Below are 17088 nucleotides of genomic sequence, written 5' to 3'. Positions count from 1 at the left end.
TATCTTGAATTTAAAACGATCAAAAGCCTTTTGGATTACGATGTTTCGTATTTTTTTTAGCACCATTTGACTAGTTTGTTTTTAAATGATATAAAAAGTTGAAACAGTTTGTTATTATATGTTTCAGAGATTCATAATAAACTAAGTAAGAGGAAGGAAAAGAAAGGGGTAAGTTTGTGGAAGGTACAACGAATGAACAGCAGAAAAAAGGAATTTCCAAAGGGTTAATTGCACTTATTGTCGGTATTGTCGTATTAGCCGGAGGAACAGCCTTAGCATTTATGCTAATTAAGGATTCTCCGAAAAATGCATATTTTCTAGCTGAAAAAGATACGTGGGAATACATGGTGGAACGAGCGGAGGAACGTTATCAACCGGAATTTGACTGGTATGAAAAAACGCAAACTGACAAAACTGCTTCATCACTTGAATTAACTGCTGAATACAATGATCCAGCAGCAGGAAGCATGGGATACGGCATGGATCCTGCAACATTAATTAACAACTCTAGTATAAAGCTTGATTCTCAAACCGATATGGAAAACAAACAAGTTTATACTGGGATTTCAGCTAATATCGCTGGGATGGAGATAAATGATCTTCAAGTTTTTGTAACAGATGAGAAAGTTATGGTTGGGGTGCCTTTCTTAGAAGAAGTTTTACAATTAAATGATCAAGATTTTGGTCCACTCCTTCATGAAGTAGATCCAGCAACATTTACTGGTGAAGAAACACTTGGGTTAGATACGCTGTTTGAAAGTGCAGGAGAAATCTTCCCTGAAGAATACAAAACACATATAGAAGATGAATACTTCAAATTGATTTATGATGAATTGCCAGATGACGCATTTACAAGCAGCGATGAGACGGTAGAAGTTAATGGCGAATCTATTAATTCCGAAAAAATTGAGTTACACCTTACTGAGCAGCAATTTAAGGACATCTTAACTACTGTATTGGATAAGATGGAAAAGGATGATAAACTAAAAGAAATCACCAAGGAACAAATGGTTGCCCAGCAGTTTGGCGGTATCTATATGGAAGATGAATTGGATACATTTACTGAAGATTTTGAAGCTAGTATCACAGAAGCAAAAGATGGTATAGAAGAATTGCAGATTCCAGATGGATTAACATCATCACTATGGATTGCTGACAATAAGATTGTCCAACGTGAATTCGTTCTTGAAATGGGAACGAATGCTGAGGAACTAGCGAAAATTTCTATTACCGGTTCACAATTGTTAACAGATAAAAATCAATTCTTTGATTATGACGTTGCATTCTCAGATGCATACGAAGAAGGAACAATGAATATTGCAGGTGATTTGAACTGGAAGGGTAACGAAGCTACAGATTCTATCAATCTAACAGTTGAAGATTTTGTTCTATCCTATGACGGAACAGAAACACTTGCAGATGGTACACGTGAATTTAATCGTGTGTTCACTGTTGAAGATCCTGCTAGCGGCGGCGGAAGCTTGCATTGGACAGGAGATGCAACATATGAAGCTGATAAAATGAATGCAGCACATCAAATTTCTTTAGAGACTCCAGACTTAAGTCAAGATATGTTCACATTAAATATGAATACAGAAGGCCAAACAATTGATTCTGTTGAAACATTGAGTGAAGATAATGTGAAGGATTTAGGTAGCATGTCTACTACAGAACTACAGGAATACTTTGAAAACGATGTAGCACCAAGCTTCCAGCAATGGCTGTTCGGCCTTATGTCTAGTGGCGGAATGGGATTCTAATTAGTTCTAACGGCTTTTAAACTACCTTTAATTTATAAACACGAAACGAGCGTGCCACAATGCATTACATGAGACACATACAATTATTTATAAAAAATCATTTAATGCAGCTAAGGAGGAAGTGGTCATCACTTCCTCTTCTTTTCATGTTTCCGGTTATTATTGTCGGGTTAGCTGCTGCAATTATAATTACATATTTTATACCTTCAGAGAATGAAACCGTTCAAGTAGGCTTAGTCAATTTAGATGAAAATGAACAAACTGAGCTGATCGTCCAGCTTATCGAACATTCTTCCCAACTGGGATCATTTATAGAAATACATAGTATGACCGAAAATGAAGCTAAAATAGCAATAGAAAATAATGGCATTAGTGCTTACATTACGTTTCCGGATAATTTCACAAGCCATCTAATGCAAGGGCAATCAGTGGAGATTCCTGTAACCGGAAATGCAAATCAACAAGCAGAAAGCCTTATGGTAAACGAGCTTATTGAAAGTGTTTCCCGTCACATACGTGCCTCACAAGCAAATATTCTTGCAATTAATTCCTATGCACGGGAATTCAATATGGATGATGAAGAGAGAAATGATTTTGTTTTCGAGCAATTTAAGGAGTTTTTATTCTATACAGTTGGACGTGACCGCGTTTTAATGGAACGAGAAATCACAAACCTAGCAACGTCGTCTCCCATTCAATATTTCACTGTCGGAAGCTGGTTTATTCTTGTTTCGATTTGGCTCTTAACCATTTATATTTTTTTTACAAAAGAAAATCCAACACGTCTAAAAAATCGGATGCGACTTTATGGTGTACTCGAAATTCAGCAGACAATCGCAAAAATGTTTATTACCATCATCGTTACAGCATCCTTTGCTGGGCTATCTTTTATCGCTTTAGAAACTATCTTGGTGGAAACCGTTATTCTGGAGGATTACATTCGAATTACGTTACTCACATTGTTATATAGTGGAATTTTCGTGCAATGTCTTGCCATTATCGAATCACTTACCCAGTCACATAAGCTTCGATTACTCGTACAATCCGTATTCACGTTTGTGTCCATTATCATAAGCGGTGCGATTATTCCAGTTATTTACTATCCATTGTGGATTCAAAATCTGCTGCCCTATTTATTTTCATATGAAGCTTTAAGCTGGATACAAGATATTTTATTAAACAACCGACTCTATGCAGATTATATTCCCCTCCTTCTAATGAACGCTGCTGCAGCATTCATATTGACTAGTATTTCAATTTGGAAGGAGCGTGTTGCCATATGATGTCAATCATCCACACTCGATTGATGCACTGGAAGAAACACTGGATTTCCCATCTATTTTGGTTTCTCCTTCCAATACTTGCGACTGTTTGTATGATACAAATTACAAATGTAGTACAGGAGGATAGTAAAATCCCGATTGGTATGGTAGTTAAAGAAGATAGCGAGCTTGCAAATTCATTACTTGAAACAATGAAATCTTCCCCTCTTCTACGCGTCTATGAATTGAGCGAATCAGAAGCGCGCAGTCAGATCGAAAGTCATGAATTGGATAGTGCATTTATAATAGAAGACGGATATGAAGCAAAGATTTTACACGGCAGTCGTAATCGCCTTATAACGAGCTATCAATCCAACCTTTCTTTTGCCTATACACCAATTCGAGAAATGCTTATTTCCTATGTGCAGCAGGACACGGGAAAAGTGAAAGCAGCTCATACCATTACCGATTTGCAAGAAAGGTTACAACCTGAAGCAATGGTTTCTTTTGATGAAATTATTGCGAAAACAAATGAAATTCAAGCACAGGAAAATTTACTTGCCACGACATTTTCTTCTTATAATGATGAAGGCGTAGGAATGAAGAATGACATCTCCATTTTAAATACATGGGGACTGTGGGCGATTTTCAGCATCTTATCCACGCTTTTATTGACCGATTGGCTGATTAAAGAGCGGCGTCCAGGACTTATGCCGCGTTTTGCTTTTATGCGTTTTACGTATAAAAATTATGCAATCCAAAATCTTGGATTTTATGTAATAGCTTTCTTGTTATTCGACGGTTTAAGTATCGTTGTTTTTAAACAATTGCTCAGTGAAAGTATCGATTTCAACCTGATTGGCGCAATTATTTCATTTAGAATTCTTATCAGTACAAGTGCTTTTTTACTAGCATTACTGTTTAAAAACAGCTACTTCTATTACAGTGTTTCATTTATTCTAGTCTTATTCTTAATTATTTTAAGCGGGGCTATACTTCCTATCGATGGACTGACAAAACGTTTTCCCTGGTTGTTAGATGCTAACCCGATTCAACCGTTCTTGGATCAAACATTCTGGAATCCATGGCTTTTAGTCCCCCTTGCCCTAGTTAGTATCTGGATTGCAAAAGGAGAGAAATTAAATGCTTAAAGTACAATCGATTACAAAATCCTATGGAAAAAAACTAATTTTAAACCAAATCTCCTTTTCCGTGCAGCCCGGTGAAATTATTGGTCTTGTTGGAGAAAATGGCGCGGGTAAGTCTACGTTATTAAACATTCTGGCTACCCTAGCAAGCCCTACAAACGGTAATATTGTACTTTATGAAAAGTCATACCGTGAAAAACGAAAAGAGGTACGTAAGCAGATTGGTTATGTTCCTCAGGATATTGCAATTTGGGAAGAGTTTTCCGTAGAAGAAAACATGGTCTTTTTTGAAAAGCTTTCATGGAAAAGAAGGTCGAAACAAGAATTACAACAGCTTTGTCTGGATATGGAGCTGGATAAATGGAAAGAACCTGTTAAAACGTTATCCGGTGGAATGAAACGGAAGCTGAACATGGCGATTAGTTTAATCCATGAGCCCGACCTGTTGCTTCTTGATGAGCCAACCGTTGGCATCGATTTGAAATCCAGAAAGGAAATTGGTAATCACCTGAAAAATCTCGCGATAAAGGAAAATAAAATGATTATGTATACTTCTCATGATATGGATGAGATCAGCACGCTTTGTGATAGCATTATTTGTATTGGAGAAGATCCATTTTATAAGAATCTGCTTAAGGAAGCAAATAAACAAATTGTCACATTTTAGTATTGCTAAACCTGTCCACTAATCGTAAAATAATAGATAGAAGGATTGGAAAGGAGTGATTCCCGATGGAAATACGAGATTTACAGCAAATGATACAATATCAAGCACTATCGATTATGTCAGGTAATTCTGCTGCAACGTTATCAGAACCCAGCCAAACGTCGGCGATACCCTTTCAACAGTTATTATTAGAGAAAATAAATCAAGCGCAACGACTGAATAGCATACCTACAGATTATCGAAACAACATGCCATATAATATATACAATGCAAAACCAGATATTAGTTATAACGTTGTGGCTGCTGCACCAAACTATAGTAATCAGCCAGGTCCTACGAATTATCAAGCGCATATAACCGAAGCAGCACAAAAATATGGGGTTGATGAAAACCTGATCCACGCTGTTATTAAGCATGAGTCCAATTACAATGCGATGGCAAAAAGTTCTGCTGGCGCCCAAGGATTGATGCAGCTCATGCCAGGAACAGCAGCAGGATTAGGTGTAACGAATTCCTATGACGCACGCCAGAACATTGATGGTGGTACGAAGTATTTAAGCCAAATGCTTACACGTTATAACGGAAACATTGAACTTGCTTTAGCAGCTTATAATGCTGGTCCAGGAAATGTAGAAAAATATCAAGGTATTCCACCGTTTAATGAAACACAAAATTACGTTCGAAAAGTTATGGGGAGTTATCTTGCCTAGATTTATTTTAAAGGAAATTCCGATGATTTGGAGTTTCCTTTTTTATGTTGCCGAGAATCGGTTTGTATTATGGGGAGATGCTTTCGAGTATAAACCTTCCCTGTAGAGCAAGCATTTCAAATGGTAGTTGGGTGGCCGTTCTTTAAGAACGCTCATAGCTCCTCCTATCAGTGTGAGTTAACATTTATAAGAAATGAGTAGTTATGGTGTAGAACTTGTGAGGTACGATAACATGTAGGTTATTGCTGCTAGAATTAAAAAAGCAGAAAACAATAACCCTTTTTGAAACTTGGTCCAATTCTTCGTCCAACTCCAACGTTTTCCTTCCCTATCCAACCAAAAGTAATCGAAGACCACTGCTATTACAATAATTAAGAAAACTAATAATTTATCCAAGGGCTTTCTCCTCCTTTGAATATCACTATACTATCTAAAAAGCCTAATCAACACTATAGATTTCCTCTTGTGTCGGTGTCGTATTCAACTCTTCTGCCCACTAGTAAGATAACTCCTTTTGTAATAATAGCATACTATTCAAACAATAACCCTCGAAGAAAAAAGCGACTGTTCTAATATTCGCTTCGTTTAACTTTTGCGTCCGTTTGTATTATATAAGTATATTATCCGGGTAAGCTAACAATCTTGCATGTATATCAAGATCTACGCCTATAAAAAATGAACGGCTATTTCATTAATTCCGTAATATAATATACACTAAGTAAATAATGTAGGCGGCGACAAGCACTAATCCTTCCCGCTTTCCAACTTTGAAGCTGGTTCTTGAGAATACCAATAATATAATAGTCAGTACAATCATAAGAATGACATCAATAAACATTTTATCATTTGCCGCTAATGGAGAGATAGAAGCCGAGGCACCAAGCACAAATAAGATATTAAAAATATTACTCCCGACAATATTGCCGAGTGCGATTTCACTTTCTTTTTTCAGTGCTGCAGAGACGGAAGTAACAAGTTCAGGAAGGGATGTTCCAATTGCAATAATCGTTAACCCCACCAATGTTTCACTCATGCCAAGAGAGTAAGCAATTTCTGTACCGTTAGCTACTACCAGATCCCCCCCAAATATAATTGCAGCCAACCCTAATATGGTAATTAATATATTTTTACCCCAGCTGATCTCCTCAGTGACTGGTTCGTCTGCTGTATCTTTTCGGCTTTTAAGTCCAATTTCAATTACATAGTACATAAAGATGGATAAGAACAATAAAAAGATAAATCCATCATTGCGTGTCAGCAAGTTGCTACCAGATCCTTGCAATGCAATATCACTCATAAGAATTAGCAATGCCGCACTTGCGAGTAAGGTAAATGGGATTTCTTTTCTAATAGTCTCATTTTCAACTCTCAAAGGATATAAGAAAGCTGCCACGCCAGCAACAAGGGTAATGTTAAAAATATTGCTTCCAACTACGTTCCCCAGTGCAACATCTGCACTTCCTTCCAGTGCTGCAATAATACTGACAGTTGCTTCCGGTGAACTGGTTCCAAAAGCCACAATGGTTAAGCCGATTAAAATAGACGGAACCCGTAACAGTTTAGCAATATTGGAAGATCCGTCAACAAAAAGGTCAGCACCTTTTATCAACAATCCAAAGCCAATAATTAATAAAATATAAGCCATATATTTCTTCTCCCTATCTCGTTCAGTTTGTATTTTTTCTAATTACTATAAATACATCCCCCATTATTACGGAATTAAAAATGATAATGTAAAACTACTTCTAGGAGGACGCATTAATTCAAGGGCACACGCTATTGCAGTACAATCATTTCTGATGTTTGCTGGTATAGTGGAACAGCGTCAATACCTTGATTATTACTTCTATTTTTTTAAAAATAAATCGGATTAGCCCGTAACCAAATTGCTACACCAGCAAAAACCAAGGCTTGCTTCACTCTTGCACCCGTTAGTGAAACAATCTATTCGATATCATCTATATGGTTTCCCTCCTCATCGATTTAGAAACTACCTCCACCAAAACTCCAACCTCTATTTTCAACAAATTCAATAAACGCATCTAAAAATTCTTCTTGTGTTAAATCGTCACTGTTATTTGCATAAATACTGCCCTCTATCTGAACTCCAATTGGTCTCTTCAATTCTAATCCCTCCAAGAACAAATTTAATTACTTTATATAAATAATACTTAATCAAAATCAAAACCAAATACGGTATGACAGATAGTATTGACCTAATATTTTACAATTGTTGTGACACCATATTGAGTTAAGTAATTTTTGTGACTTAATTCCTCTACCCACCTTTTAGGGTTTAACTGATATTTTCCATTTTTATTTTGATAAGTGAAACTTCCAACATTAATTATAATCGGTTCAGTCTCTTCTAATAACTTTCTCTTGTAGTATTCGAAGGCGTGTTGATCTGGAATATCTATAAGTTCCAAAACATCTCCTTCTTCCATATACTTTTCAAGATATAATAAAAACAATTTATTATTTGCACCAGATATCTCATAAATGTAAGGCATTGTAAAAAGTCCTACTACAGATTGTTCCCATACAGAATTATCTACTTCATTCACCGATAGACTTACCCAATCTTCCATTTTTTCAAAAATAGTCTGATTATTATAATCTTGAATTTCATCTGGTATTATAAAAGGTTTGGATGACGCTAAAAATGTAATTCCAGACATTTCTTTGTTACCTCCAATAACTACTGTAAAAAATATATTTCCATGTTCAACTCTTCTTCCCGTTAATTAAAGTAGATTTTTTCACATACTTCCATACATCATTCCTATAAATTCAGTTTACATTAAACTACTTATTTAAGAAAATCCTTTAAAAGATAAATGCTCGTTTTCTAATAAAAAATGCTAAGTTGAACAGGAATTTTTGTTAATCTTTACAATTCATTATCAGCTATACTGACTTTAAAAATTATAAATTAGATCGTAAAAAGCACGGCTGCATCACAGCCGTGCTCAACTCTTATTCATATTCTTTTTCAATTTGAATGGTGCTTCTCACTGTATCAATTGGACGCACCATTTTTTCAATCTGTTCACGTTTCTTCTCAAGGAATGGCGGCAATGATAATTTTTCACCAAGTGTTTCATATGGCTCATCGCCCATGAATCCAGGTCCCTTTGTTGCAAATTCAAATAAAATTTGTGGTGCAACACGAGCATAAAGCGATCCAAAGAAGAAACGGTCAACAAAGCCTGACGTCTGGAAGCCAAATCCCTGCATGCGTTTGTTCCATTCATCGAGTTCAGCGCGATCTTCTACTGCGAAGGCAGCGTGGTGTACTGTACCATAGCCTTGACGAGCAACCGGAAGCACGGTATTATGTTCAACAACTACTTGTGCTCCATTTCCACCCTCTCCAACTTCAAATAGATGAAAATCTTTCTCTTGTGCAATTTCTTTAAACCCGAATACTTTTTCAAGCACCTCTTTAAAATAATCAAATTGAGCAATTCGGACAAAAATTGGTCCTAATCCGGTAATTGCATACTCTAATGGAATTGGCCCATTTTTCCAAGGTGTACCTGAAGCAATCCCTGCATTATGTTCATCAGAAATTAACTGGTAGTGCTGTTCATCAAAATCAATAAATGATAATGTCTTTTTACCGAATTGTTCTTTAATACCTGTGTGCTTCACTTCTAAACGATCGAAACGTTTTACCCAATATTCTAATGCTGCATCACTCGGCACGCGGAAGGATGTTTTAGCTATCTCATTTGTTCCATGAACTCCTTTTGGTATTCCTGGAAAATCAAAGAACGTCATATCTGTTCCAGCATTTCCTTCATCATCTGCGAAGAATAAATGATAGGTTTGAATGTCATCCTGGTTAACTGTCTTTTTAACAAGACGCATTCCTAATGTAAAAGTAAAAAATTCATAGTTCTTTTCCGCACTGCTTGTAATGGCAGTAACATGGTGCATCCCTTGTAATTGGTTCATTTATAATTCCTCCATGTAGTTAAGAATATATCGTAATTAAAACATCTTTAATTCAATATAAATATAACATGTACATTTCTTACTGTCAATAGTTACAAATTATAACTAACGAGTAATTAGCTAATAAAAAACCCGGAACCTGGCTTAAATCTGCCTGTTCCGAGTTTACAAAAGTCAAAAAGCATGTATTTATAAAAATGTTCATCTATTTATGCTAATGCAAGCTCTCTAACCGTGGTTGCATCTAATTTCTTAATCACTTCCACAATTAATTTTACTGCGTTTTCGAAGTCATCTCGATGTAAAATGCCAGCATGGGAATGAATATAACGTGTTGCAATCGTAATAGATAGGGATGGTACTCCGTTTCCTGTTAAATGAATGGATCCGGAATCGGTACCTCCACCCGCCATCGATGTAAATTGATACGGAATATTCTTCTCATCAGCAGTTTTCACAACAAGATCACGCAAGCCTTTATGTGACACCATGGAAGCATCATATAAGACAATTTGTGGACCCTTTCCGAGTTTACTATCTGCATCACTCTCTTTAATTCCAGGAGTATCTCCGGCAATTCCTACATCAACACCAAAGCCGATATCGGGTTGAATTGCGTGAGCTGAAGTCTTTGCTCCACGTAAGCCTACCTCTTCCTGAATCGTACCTACACCATAGACAACATTCGGATGTTCTTCATCTTTTAATCGCTTCAATACTTCGATGGCAATTGCAAGTCCAATTCGATTGTCCCATGCTTTTGCAAGCAATAATTTTTCATTTTTCATTGGTGTAAATTCAAAATAAGGTACAACCGAATCGCCTGGCTTCACACCAAATTCTGTTACTTCCTCTTTGCTGGATGCCCCAATATCAATAAACATATCTTTAATTTCGTATGGCTTCTTACGTGCTTCTGCACTTAGAATATGCGGAGGTTTTGAGCCGATAACACCTGTTATATCTCCTTTACTTCCCATAATCGTAACACGCTGTGCTAGCATAACTTGATTCCACCAGCCTCCAACCGTTTGAAAGTAAACGAAACCATTATCATCAATGCGCGTAACCATAAAGCCAATTTCATCCAAGTGACCCGCAACCATAATTTTCGGGCCATCCGCTTTGCCAACTTTTTTAGCAATCGAGCTTCCAAGATTATCTACTGTTACCTCATCAGCAAGTGGACGAATATAGGATTCAAATACGTCCCTTACTTCTTTTTCATTACCCGGAATGCCATTTGCATCCGTTAATGCTTTAAGCATGGTTAGCGTTTCATCTAACTTGGTCATATGTAAAAAAACCTCCCGTGTTTAGTTTATGTACTACTCATTATACGCTTCATAAAGAAAACCACAAACCTGAATACGTTTTATCTACTTCTACTAATGTATCTCTTTTTTAAAAAAGTATGTATCAAACGAACAACGTCAAATAGGGGTATCTTTATTAGCTTTACTTTTATACACCAGAAGAACCAAAACCTCCGCTGTCTCGATCAGAGCTAGATAATGCATCCTCCTCTTGAACTAGTTTTACTTTTAAGACCGGAGCAATAACCATCTGAGCTATTCTCATTTGTTTTTCTACTTTAAAATCTTCTTTTCCATGGTTAATTAAAATAATCTTGATTTCTCCTCGATATCCTTCATCAATTGTTCCTGGGCTATTCAATACCGTGATAGCATGTTTTAAAGCTAACCCACTTCTCGGTCTAACCTGTGCTTCTGTCCCCTTCGGCAATTCCATCTGGATTCCTGTACGTATTAATGCAGCTTCTCCAGCTTTGATAATTTCTTCCTCTATTGAAAATAAATCTAAGCCCGCATCGCCTTCATTCGCGCGGTATGGCATTTTCGCATCTTCATGGATTAGCTTAATTTTTAATGTATGTGTCATTTCTATCCCCCATTTTATTCATATTTTATGCCAGTCAATTATATATAACATGTTATGTTATTTCATATATGTATACTGGTAAGATTTTTTAAAGAAGAAAGTCCTGATTCAAGCTAGATTTAGTACGCTTCCATATTGTATCATGTTTTTTAAAAATAAGTGAAACCTATCTCGACCTTAGTTCGTATGAACATCTAAAAGGCTTTTTATGTATCTAAAAGTAAAAACAGGGAGACGATGTGACATGGTTGTAGTTCTTTTATTCCGCGTTTTAATTGTAATTGCCTTAGTTCTCCTCGTCTATACGTGGATTCAATATATTCGTAATCCTGAAAGAAGGGTGCGGATCGCTAAGGAATCCAATGACTTCTTTTTCCACGATGATACGTATGATAACAAGAGAAACTTGCAGCTTGTTTATAAAGGCTGCCTATTTGATGGTGAAAAATATCTTGGAACAACAGAAGATTCTTTTGAAGTAGTTGATATCCATATTACTGTACGGGATCCAATCGAGCTACGTGGTTTTACGAGAGATGATTTATATTTTTTAGAGAAAGAAATCCTAATTCATTATCCATATGCAAAAATCACGTGGAAGCATCCAATCAATGAATTAATTTTGACACCGATTGAATAAAGTGAAACTTCATTCATTGGGGTTATTACAGCTCGTTTATGCATGACAAAAAAATCACTCACCTATATTTTAATAGATGAGTGATTTTCATGTTCCGATATTGGGAAGAAGTCCTGCCATTTAATAATAATTTCTTTGCTCCTTAAAATATACAGCAGTGGTAATAAGGTTACTAAAAATACGAAGAGATGAAGTGGAGTTAGGTTGGATAACCAACCACCGATAAAGGTATAAATCGCTGCTAAAGGAATATTGGATAATAAGGATGATTTCATATACCCTTTGAAACTTGAGGAAACCTCAATAAGGCAAAGTGACAACAGATGGAAATGGATAAACGGTATGAGCCGAAGTAAGGTAACCTGTGACGTGTTCAATTCTCCATGCTTTCCCAATAGCTTCTGTTTGACACGAATTAGCCGATCTAATGATTTCGGCATGCGGTCAATCATTAGATAGAAAAACATGCTAGATAACGTAATGCCTATAATGGAGTAAACGGTACCTGCCATCGGGCCAAATAATACACCACCAGAGATACAAATAAATACGACTGGCAGGAAAAACAATGGCCGAAGTAAATGGAATAAAATAAAGAAAAGCGGTGCGAATAAACCTCCCATCTCAACAAAAGCCAGTACATAGTTCCCAAATAACTCCATAAACAACCTCCTTGGTCTTGCACCAACCTGAAACCAAATCATGCCCGGCACCATCCCCGCTTACAGTACATGTATATGACAAGAGACGAGCCTTTATGACATAAAGAAGAAAATATAGATACAGCAAACGATATTCACAATGAATAAAATTGGCATACCAATCATAAAGGAGCGATGCTTTGTTTTATGACGGAATAATTTCATACCGATATATGTTCCAAGTGCGCTACCAAGAATAGCCAATGCCCAAAACGTTCGCTCTGGAATGCGATATTGCTTTTTCATCGCCTTTCGTTTATCAATATACATTAGGATAAAGCCTATGATATTGACACTAATTAGATACATAATAAACGAGCTATGTTCTTCCATTCTCGTTCCTCCTTGATATTCGAGTTTTTGTCTATGTATTCTGTTATAAAGAGAAAAAGGCCAAATCCAAGCATAATTCGGATTTGGCCCCTTTAATATCATTATTTTAAAGCGTCTTTTGCTTGACTTACTAATTGTGCGAATGCTTTTTCATCATTAATAGCAAGCTCTGACAACATTTTACGGTTTACTTCAATTCCTGCTAATTTAAGACCGTGCATTAATTTGCTGTAAGAAATATCATTCAAACGAGCAGCAGCATTAATACGTGCGATCCATAATTTACGGAAATCACGTTTTTTCTGTCTGCGGTCACGATAAGCGTATTGACCTGATTTCATTACTTGTTGTTTTGCAACTCTAAATAAAGTACTCTTTGCTCCATAATAACCTTTAGCTAATTTAAGGACGCGTTTACGACGTCTGCGTGTTACTGTTCCACCTTTTACACGTGGCATAATAATTCCCTCCTAGTACAATTGTAAATCAATATATATTCAATCGGTTCGTTTATTTTTTAACTTATTTAGGTATCATTGCTTTGATACGTTTGAAATCTCCTGAAGAAACCACTGCACTTTTACGCAATTTACGCTTCTGTTTTTGAGATTTGTTTGCAAACATATGGCTTGTATATGCATGAGATCTTTTTAATTTTCCAGAACCTGTACGTTTGAAACGTTTCGCTGTTCCGCTATGAGTTTTCATTTTAGGCATAATAATTTCCTCCTTGAATTGGTTCAAGCACCTCAGCTTAAAAAGATTTTAACTTGAACACTTTACTATAAGCTAGATTATTTTTCAGCTAATGGCGCAACCATCATGAACATGTTACGGCCTTCCATTTTCGGTTTCGTTTCAATCGTAGCAATATCTTTAACTTCCTCTGCAAAGCGATCTAACACTTCACGCCCAAGTTCTTTATGCGTAATTGCACGCCCACGAAAACGAACTGCTGCTTTCACTTTGTCCCCTTTTTCCAAGAATTTACGAGCATTTTTCAACTTTGTTTCAAAGTCATGATCTCCGATTCCTGGAGTAAAGCGAACTTCTTTAATATTAATTACTTTTTGTTTCTTACGTGCTTCTTTTTCTTTCTTCTGTTGCTCAAATCGATATTTCCCGTAGTCCATGATACGACACACTGGTGGTTTTGCGTTTGGAGCAACAAGTACTAAGTCGAGATTGCGTGTTTGTGCAATTTCCAATGCTTCCTGACGTGTTTTAACTCCCAGCTGATCACCATTTGAATCGATAAGTCGTACTTCTCTCGCACGAATCTTCTCATTGACGTTCATATCCTTGCTAATAGCCAGCCACCTCCAAATATTTTTGTTACTGATCTATCTTGACAAGATTTTATGCATGAAAAAAGTGTGGGCACTTCATGCACCCACACGTCTCCAATAACTTTATAAAAAAGAGTTCGGAACCCGTCAACTACCATAACGGCGTCAATCAGGTGAGAAGCGGGTGCTTCTACTTGTCTTAAGATCATTCAATTTATCAACTTTATTAGTGTATCATCATCTATCATTTATGTCAACTTTTTTTAAAAATACACATTTTCTATTACTTATAGTATAGCATACTGCAGGTACAATACAAAAAAATAGGTTTTCTACAGAACTTTTAAGCTGAAAAATACCTTACTTTCTTAATTTTTTCTCTGCAATCTCCTCTTTAATAAGTGCTTCAAAATCATCGTATGCAAGAGACTCTGTTTTTTGTTCCCCATAACGGCGATAGCTCACAGCATCTCCTTCAACCTCTTTATCGCCTAATACGAGGGCAAATGGAACTTTTTGTGTCTGTGCTTCGCGGATTTTATAGCCGATTTTCTCATCGCGTTCATCCAATTCGACTCGTACACCTTGTAATCTAAGTTTGTCTACAATATCTTTTGCGTAATCGAGATGTACTTGTGGAGAAACTGGGATAACCTTCACTTGAACAGGAGCAAGCCAAGTTGGGAATGCACCTTTATATTCCTCAATTAAGAATGCAACAAAACGTTCCATTGTAGAAACAACACCACGGTGAATAACGACTGGGCGATGTTCTTTTCCATCTTCCCCAATATAAGTTAAATCAAAGCGTTCTGGTAAGTGGAAGTCCAATTGAACCGTTGATAATGTTTCATCTTTACCAAGTGCAGTTTTCACCTGGATATCAAGCTTCGGACCATAGAATGCTGCTTCGCCTTCTGCTTCCACATATTCAAGGTTCATATCATCCATTGTTTCTTTTAACGTTGCTTGTGCTTTTTCCCACATTTCATCATTATCGATATATTTCTCTTTATCTTCCGGATCGCGATAAGAAAGTCTGAAATAGTAATCCTCAATACCAAAGTCTTTGTATACTTTTTGAACTAATTCAACAACACGGACAAATTCATCTTTCAACTGATCTGGACGGGCAAAAATATGCGCATCGTTCAATGTCATCCCACGCACACGCTGAAGCCCTGCAAGTGCTCCACTCATTTCGTGACGATGCATCGTACCAAGCTCTGCAATCCGAACAGGAAGTTGTCGGTAGCTCCATAAATTATTTTTAAATACCATCATATGATGCGGACAATTCATCGGACGAAGAATTAACGTTTCATTGTCCATCTCCATTGGCGGGAAAATATCGTCCTGATAATGATCCCAGTGTCCACTTGTTTCATATAATGTTTTACTTCCCAGTACTGGAGTGTAGACATGATCATATCCTAAACGCTCCTCCAGATCAACAATATAACGCTCTATGTTGCGACGGATAGTTGCTCCTTTTGGTAACCATAATGGTAATCCTTGACCAACCTTTTGCGATACAGTAAATAAATCAAGTTCTTTACCTAATTTACGATGATCACGTTCTTTTCGCTCTTCTAAAATACGTAAGTGTTCTTCAAGCTCTTTTGGCTTTTCAAATGCAGTTCCATAGATACGTTGCAATTGTTTGTTGTTACTATCTCCACGCCAATAAGCTCCAGAGATGCTTAGCAATTTAAATGCCTTAATTTTACTTGTTGATGGGACATGAATTCCGCGACATAGGTCAAAAAATTCACCCTGCTCGTAAATGGTTACTTGTTCATCTTCCGGAATCGCATCAATTAATTCAAGCTTTAGGTCATCACCGATAGCTTGGAATCGAACTTGGGCTTCATTACGTGATACCTCTACGCGCTTAATTTCTAAATTTTCATCAATGATACGCTTCATTTCTTTTTCAATCTTCGGAAGATCTTCTGGAGTTAAGGTATGTTCCATATCAATATCATAGTAGAATCCTTCTTCGATGACAGGACCTACACCTAACTTCACATCTTTATAAAGTCGTTTCACAGCTTGTGCCAGCAAATGCGCAGTTGAATGACGCATCACTTCGATGCCTTCTTCATCTTTGTACGTAATGATTTCAAGCTTCCCGCCAGATTCTAGTCCACGGCGTAAGTCTACAAGCTCACCATCCAGTTTAATTGCTAATGCTTGTTTCTTTAACCCTGATGAAATGGATGCTGCGATTTCTTCCCCTGTTGTACCTTGCGGAAAGCTCTTTTCAGCTCCATCGGGAAATGTAATGATAATTTCTGCCAATTGAAACACTCCTTTTCCTCGTTTAAACCTATAAATTTGAATGATACGAATAATTTAGCTGCCAAAACAGCCACGTCCACTCTAGCACCCAGCAACTAAAGGAACTTCCGCTTTTTGGATACAAATTAAAAAACACCCATCCCTCTGCACTAATGCAAAGGGACGAGTGTTGGATACATCGTGGTTCCACCCTAATTCCCGTAATTTAATTACGGCTTCATTCATTCTTTAACGCAGAATCTACGCTGTCAACTACTTTTAGGTTCACTGACAGAGTTCAAAGGTGGTAATTATTTGTTTGTATAGAGGAAGCTTCCAGCCTTTGACTTCCTTCTCTTCATAGCTATACGAATGCAAATAATCATGTCCTTCTCAATACTTTTCATTCATTCCATTTGTATAATGTGTA

The 17088-nt window shown here is 36.8% G+C and carries 19 protein-coding genes and 2 other annotated features; of the genes, 6 read left to right on the top strand and 13 right to left on the bottom strand.

The features are described from left to right. Positions 1-176 precede the first annotated feature (176 nt). From D1B32_RS07990 to D1B32_RS07970, 5 genes are all read left to right on the top strand, one after another. A complete protein-coding gene (locus D1B32_RS07990) occupies positions 177-1760 on the top strand; it encodes a DUF6583 family protein (RefSeq protein WP_240033756.1) in 1584 nt (527 codons plus the stop codon). A 59-nt stretch (positions 1761-1819) separates the two neighbouring features. Further along, entirely contained in the window at positions 1820-3043 is a 1224-nt protein-coding gene (locus tag D1B32_RS07985) for an ABC transporter permease (RefSeq protein ID WP_095307268.1), read from the top strand. Beyond that, positions 3040-4173, top strand: coding sequence for an ABC transporter permease (locus tag D1B32_RS07980; protein WP_118889060.1), 1134 nt, complete (start codon positions 3040-3042; stop codon positions 4171-4173). The genes D1B32_RS07985 and D1B32_RS07980 overlap by 4 nt, the downstream gene beginning before the upstream one ends. Then, the gene (locus D1B32_RS07975; protein WP_118889059.1) at positions 4166-4837 is read left to right on the top strand and encodes an ABC transporter ATP-binding protein; all 672 of its coding nucleotides are present in this window, start codon (positions 4166-4168) and stop codon (positions 4835-4837) included. Before D1B32_RS07980 ends, D1B32_RS07975 begins: the two co-directional genes overlap by 8 nt. 65 nt (positions 4838-4902) lie before the next feature. After that, a complete protein-coding gene (locus D1B32_RS07970) occupies positions 4903-5547 on the top strand; it encodes a lytic transglycosylase domain-containing protein (protein ID WP_118889058.1) in 645 nt (214 codons plus the stop codon). A 201-nt stretch (positions 5548-5748) separates the two neighbouring features. Here D1B32_RS07970 and D1B32_RS07965 read toward each other — a convergent pair whose 3' ends face one another. From D1B32_RS07965 to dut, 7 genes are all read right to left on the bottom strand, one after another. Next, a complete protein-coding gene (locus tag D1B32_RS07965) occupies positions 5749-5943 on the bottom strand; it encodes a hypothetical protein (RefSeq protein ID WP_095307273.1) in 195 nt (64 codons plus the stop codon). Positions 5944-6238: 295 nt separating this feature from the next. Further along, positions 6239-7192 carry a calcium/sodium antiporter gene (locus tag D1B32_RS07960; protein ID WP_118889057.1) on the bottom strand — a complete coding sequence of 318 codons (954 nt, stop codon included), beginning with the start codon at positions 7190-7192 and terminating at the stop codon, positions 6239-6241. Positions 7193-7530: 338 nt separating this feature from the next. After that, positions 7531-7671: a YggL 50S ribosome-binding family protein gene (locus D1B32_RS24015; RefSeq protein WP_168927289.1), complete on the bottom strand. Its 141-nt coding sequence runs from the start codon at positions 7669-7671 to the stop codon at positions 7531-7533. A 92-nt stretch (positions 7672-7763) separates the two neighbouring features. Next, positions 7764-8228, bottom strand: coding sequence for a hypothetical protein (locus D1B32_RS07955; RefSeq protein WP_118889056.1), 465 nt, complete (start codon positions 8226-8228; stop codon positions 7764-7766). Positions 8229-8526: 298 nt separating this feature from the next. Continuing rightward, the gene (locus D1B32_RS07950) at positions 8527-9510 is read right to left on the bottom strand and encodes a ring-cleaving dioxygenase (protein WP_118889055.1); all 984 of its coding nucleotides are present in this window, start codon (positions 9508-9510) and stop codon (positions 8527-8529) included. A gap of 209 nt (positions 9511-9719) precedes the next feature. After that, a complete protein-coding gene (locus D1B32_RS07945; protein ID WP_095307279.1) occupies positions 9720-10805 on the bottom strand; it encodes a M42 family metallopeptidase in 1086 nt (361 codons plus the stop codon). 169 nt (positions 10806-10974) lie between these two features. After that, positions 10975-11412 (bottom strand): dUTP diphosphatase, encoded by a 438-nt coding sequence (dut, locus tag D1B32_RS07940; RefSeq protein ID WP_095307280.1) that lies wholly within the window; start codon positions 11410-11412, stop codon positions 10975-10977. 244 nt (positions 11413-11656) lie between these two features. Here dut and D1B32_RS07935 point away from each other — a divergent pair, with 244 nt between their 5' ends. Further along, complete coding sequence (locus D1B32_RS07935) at positions 11657-12052, top strand: sigma-w pathway protein ysdB (protein ID WP_095307282.1); 396 nt, start codon at positions 11657-11659, stop codon at positions 12050-12052. Positions 12053-12114: 62 nt separating this feature from the next. Here the strand turns inward: D1B32_RS07935 and D1B32_RS07930 are convergent, their stop codons facing one another. The 6 genes from D1B32_RS07930 to thrS all read right to left on the bottom strand — a co-directional run bounded on the left by D1B32_RS07930 (position 12115) and on the right by thrS (position 16679). Beyond that, the gene (locus D1B32_RS07930) at positions 12115-12714 is read right to left on the bottom strand and encodes a TVP38/TMEM64 family protein (RefSeq protein WP_095307283.1); all 600 of its coding nucleotides are present in this window, start codon (positions 12712-12714) and stop codon (positions 12115-12117) included. Between the two features lie 93 nt (positions 12715-12807). Next, entirely contained in the window at positions 12808-13086 is a 279-nt protein-coding gene (locus D1B32_RS07925) for a DUF1294 domain-containing protein (RefSeq protein ID WP_095307284.1), read from the bottom strand. A 101-nt stretch (positions 13087-13187) separates the two neighbouring features. Then, entirely contained in the window at positions 13188-13544 is a 357-nt protein-coding gene (rplT, locus tag D1B32_RS07920; protein WP_095307286.1) for a 50S ribosomal protein L20, read from the bottom strand. Positions 13545-13608: 64 nt separating this feature from the next. Beyond that, a complete protein-coding gene (gene rpmI, locus D1B32_RS07915) occupies positions 13609-13803 on the bottom strand; it encodes a 50S ribosomal protein L35 (protein WP_095307287.1) in 195 nt (64 codons plus the stop codon). A gap of 77 nt (positions 13804-13880) precedes the next feature. Next, entirely contained in the window at positions 13881-14384 is a 504-nt protein-coding gene (gene infC / locus D1B32_RS07910; RefSeq protein WP_118889054.1) for a translation initiation factor IF-3, read from the bottom strand. 64 nt (positions 14385-14448) lie between these two features. Continuing rightward, positions 14449-14577 (bottom strand) — a sequence feature (ribosomal protein L20 leader region). Positions 14578-14735: 158 nt separating this feature from the next. Continuing rightward, positions 14736-16679 carry a threonine--tRNA ligase gene (gene thrS / locus D1B32_RS07900; RefSeq protein ID WP_118889053.1) on the bottom strand — a complete coding sequence of 648 codons (1944 nt, stop codon included), beginning with the start codon at positions 16677-16679 and terminating at the stop codon, positions 14736-14738. Between the two features lie 155 nt (positions 16680-16834). Then, positions 16835-17064 (bottom strand) — a binding site (T-box leader). Positions 17065-17088 lie beyond the last annotated feature (24 nt).

This window comes from Oceanobacillus profundus (assembly GCF_003515705.1).
Classification (GTDB): Bacteria; Bacillota; Bacilli; order Bacillales; family Amphibacillaceae; genus Oceanobacillus; species Oceanobacillus profundus.
The sequence above is the reverse complement of the archived record's forward strand: the minus strand, read 5'-3'. Positions and strand labels throughout refer to the sequence as shown.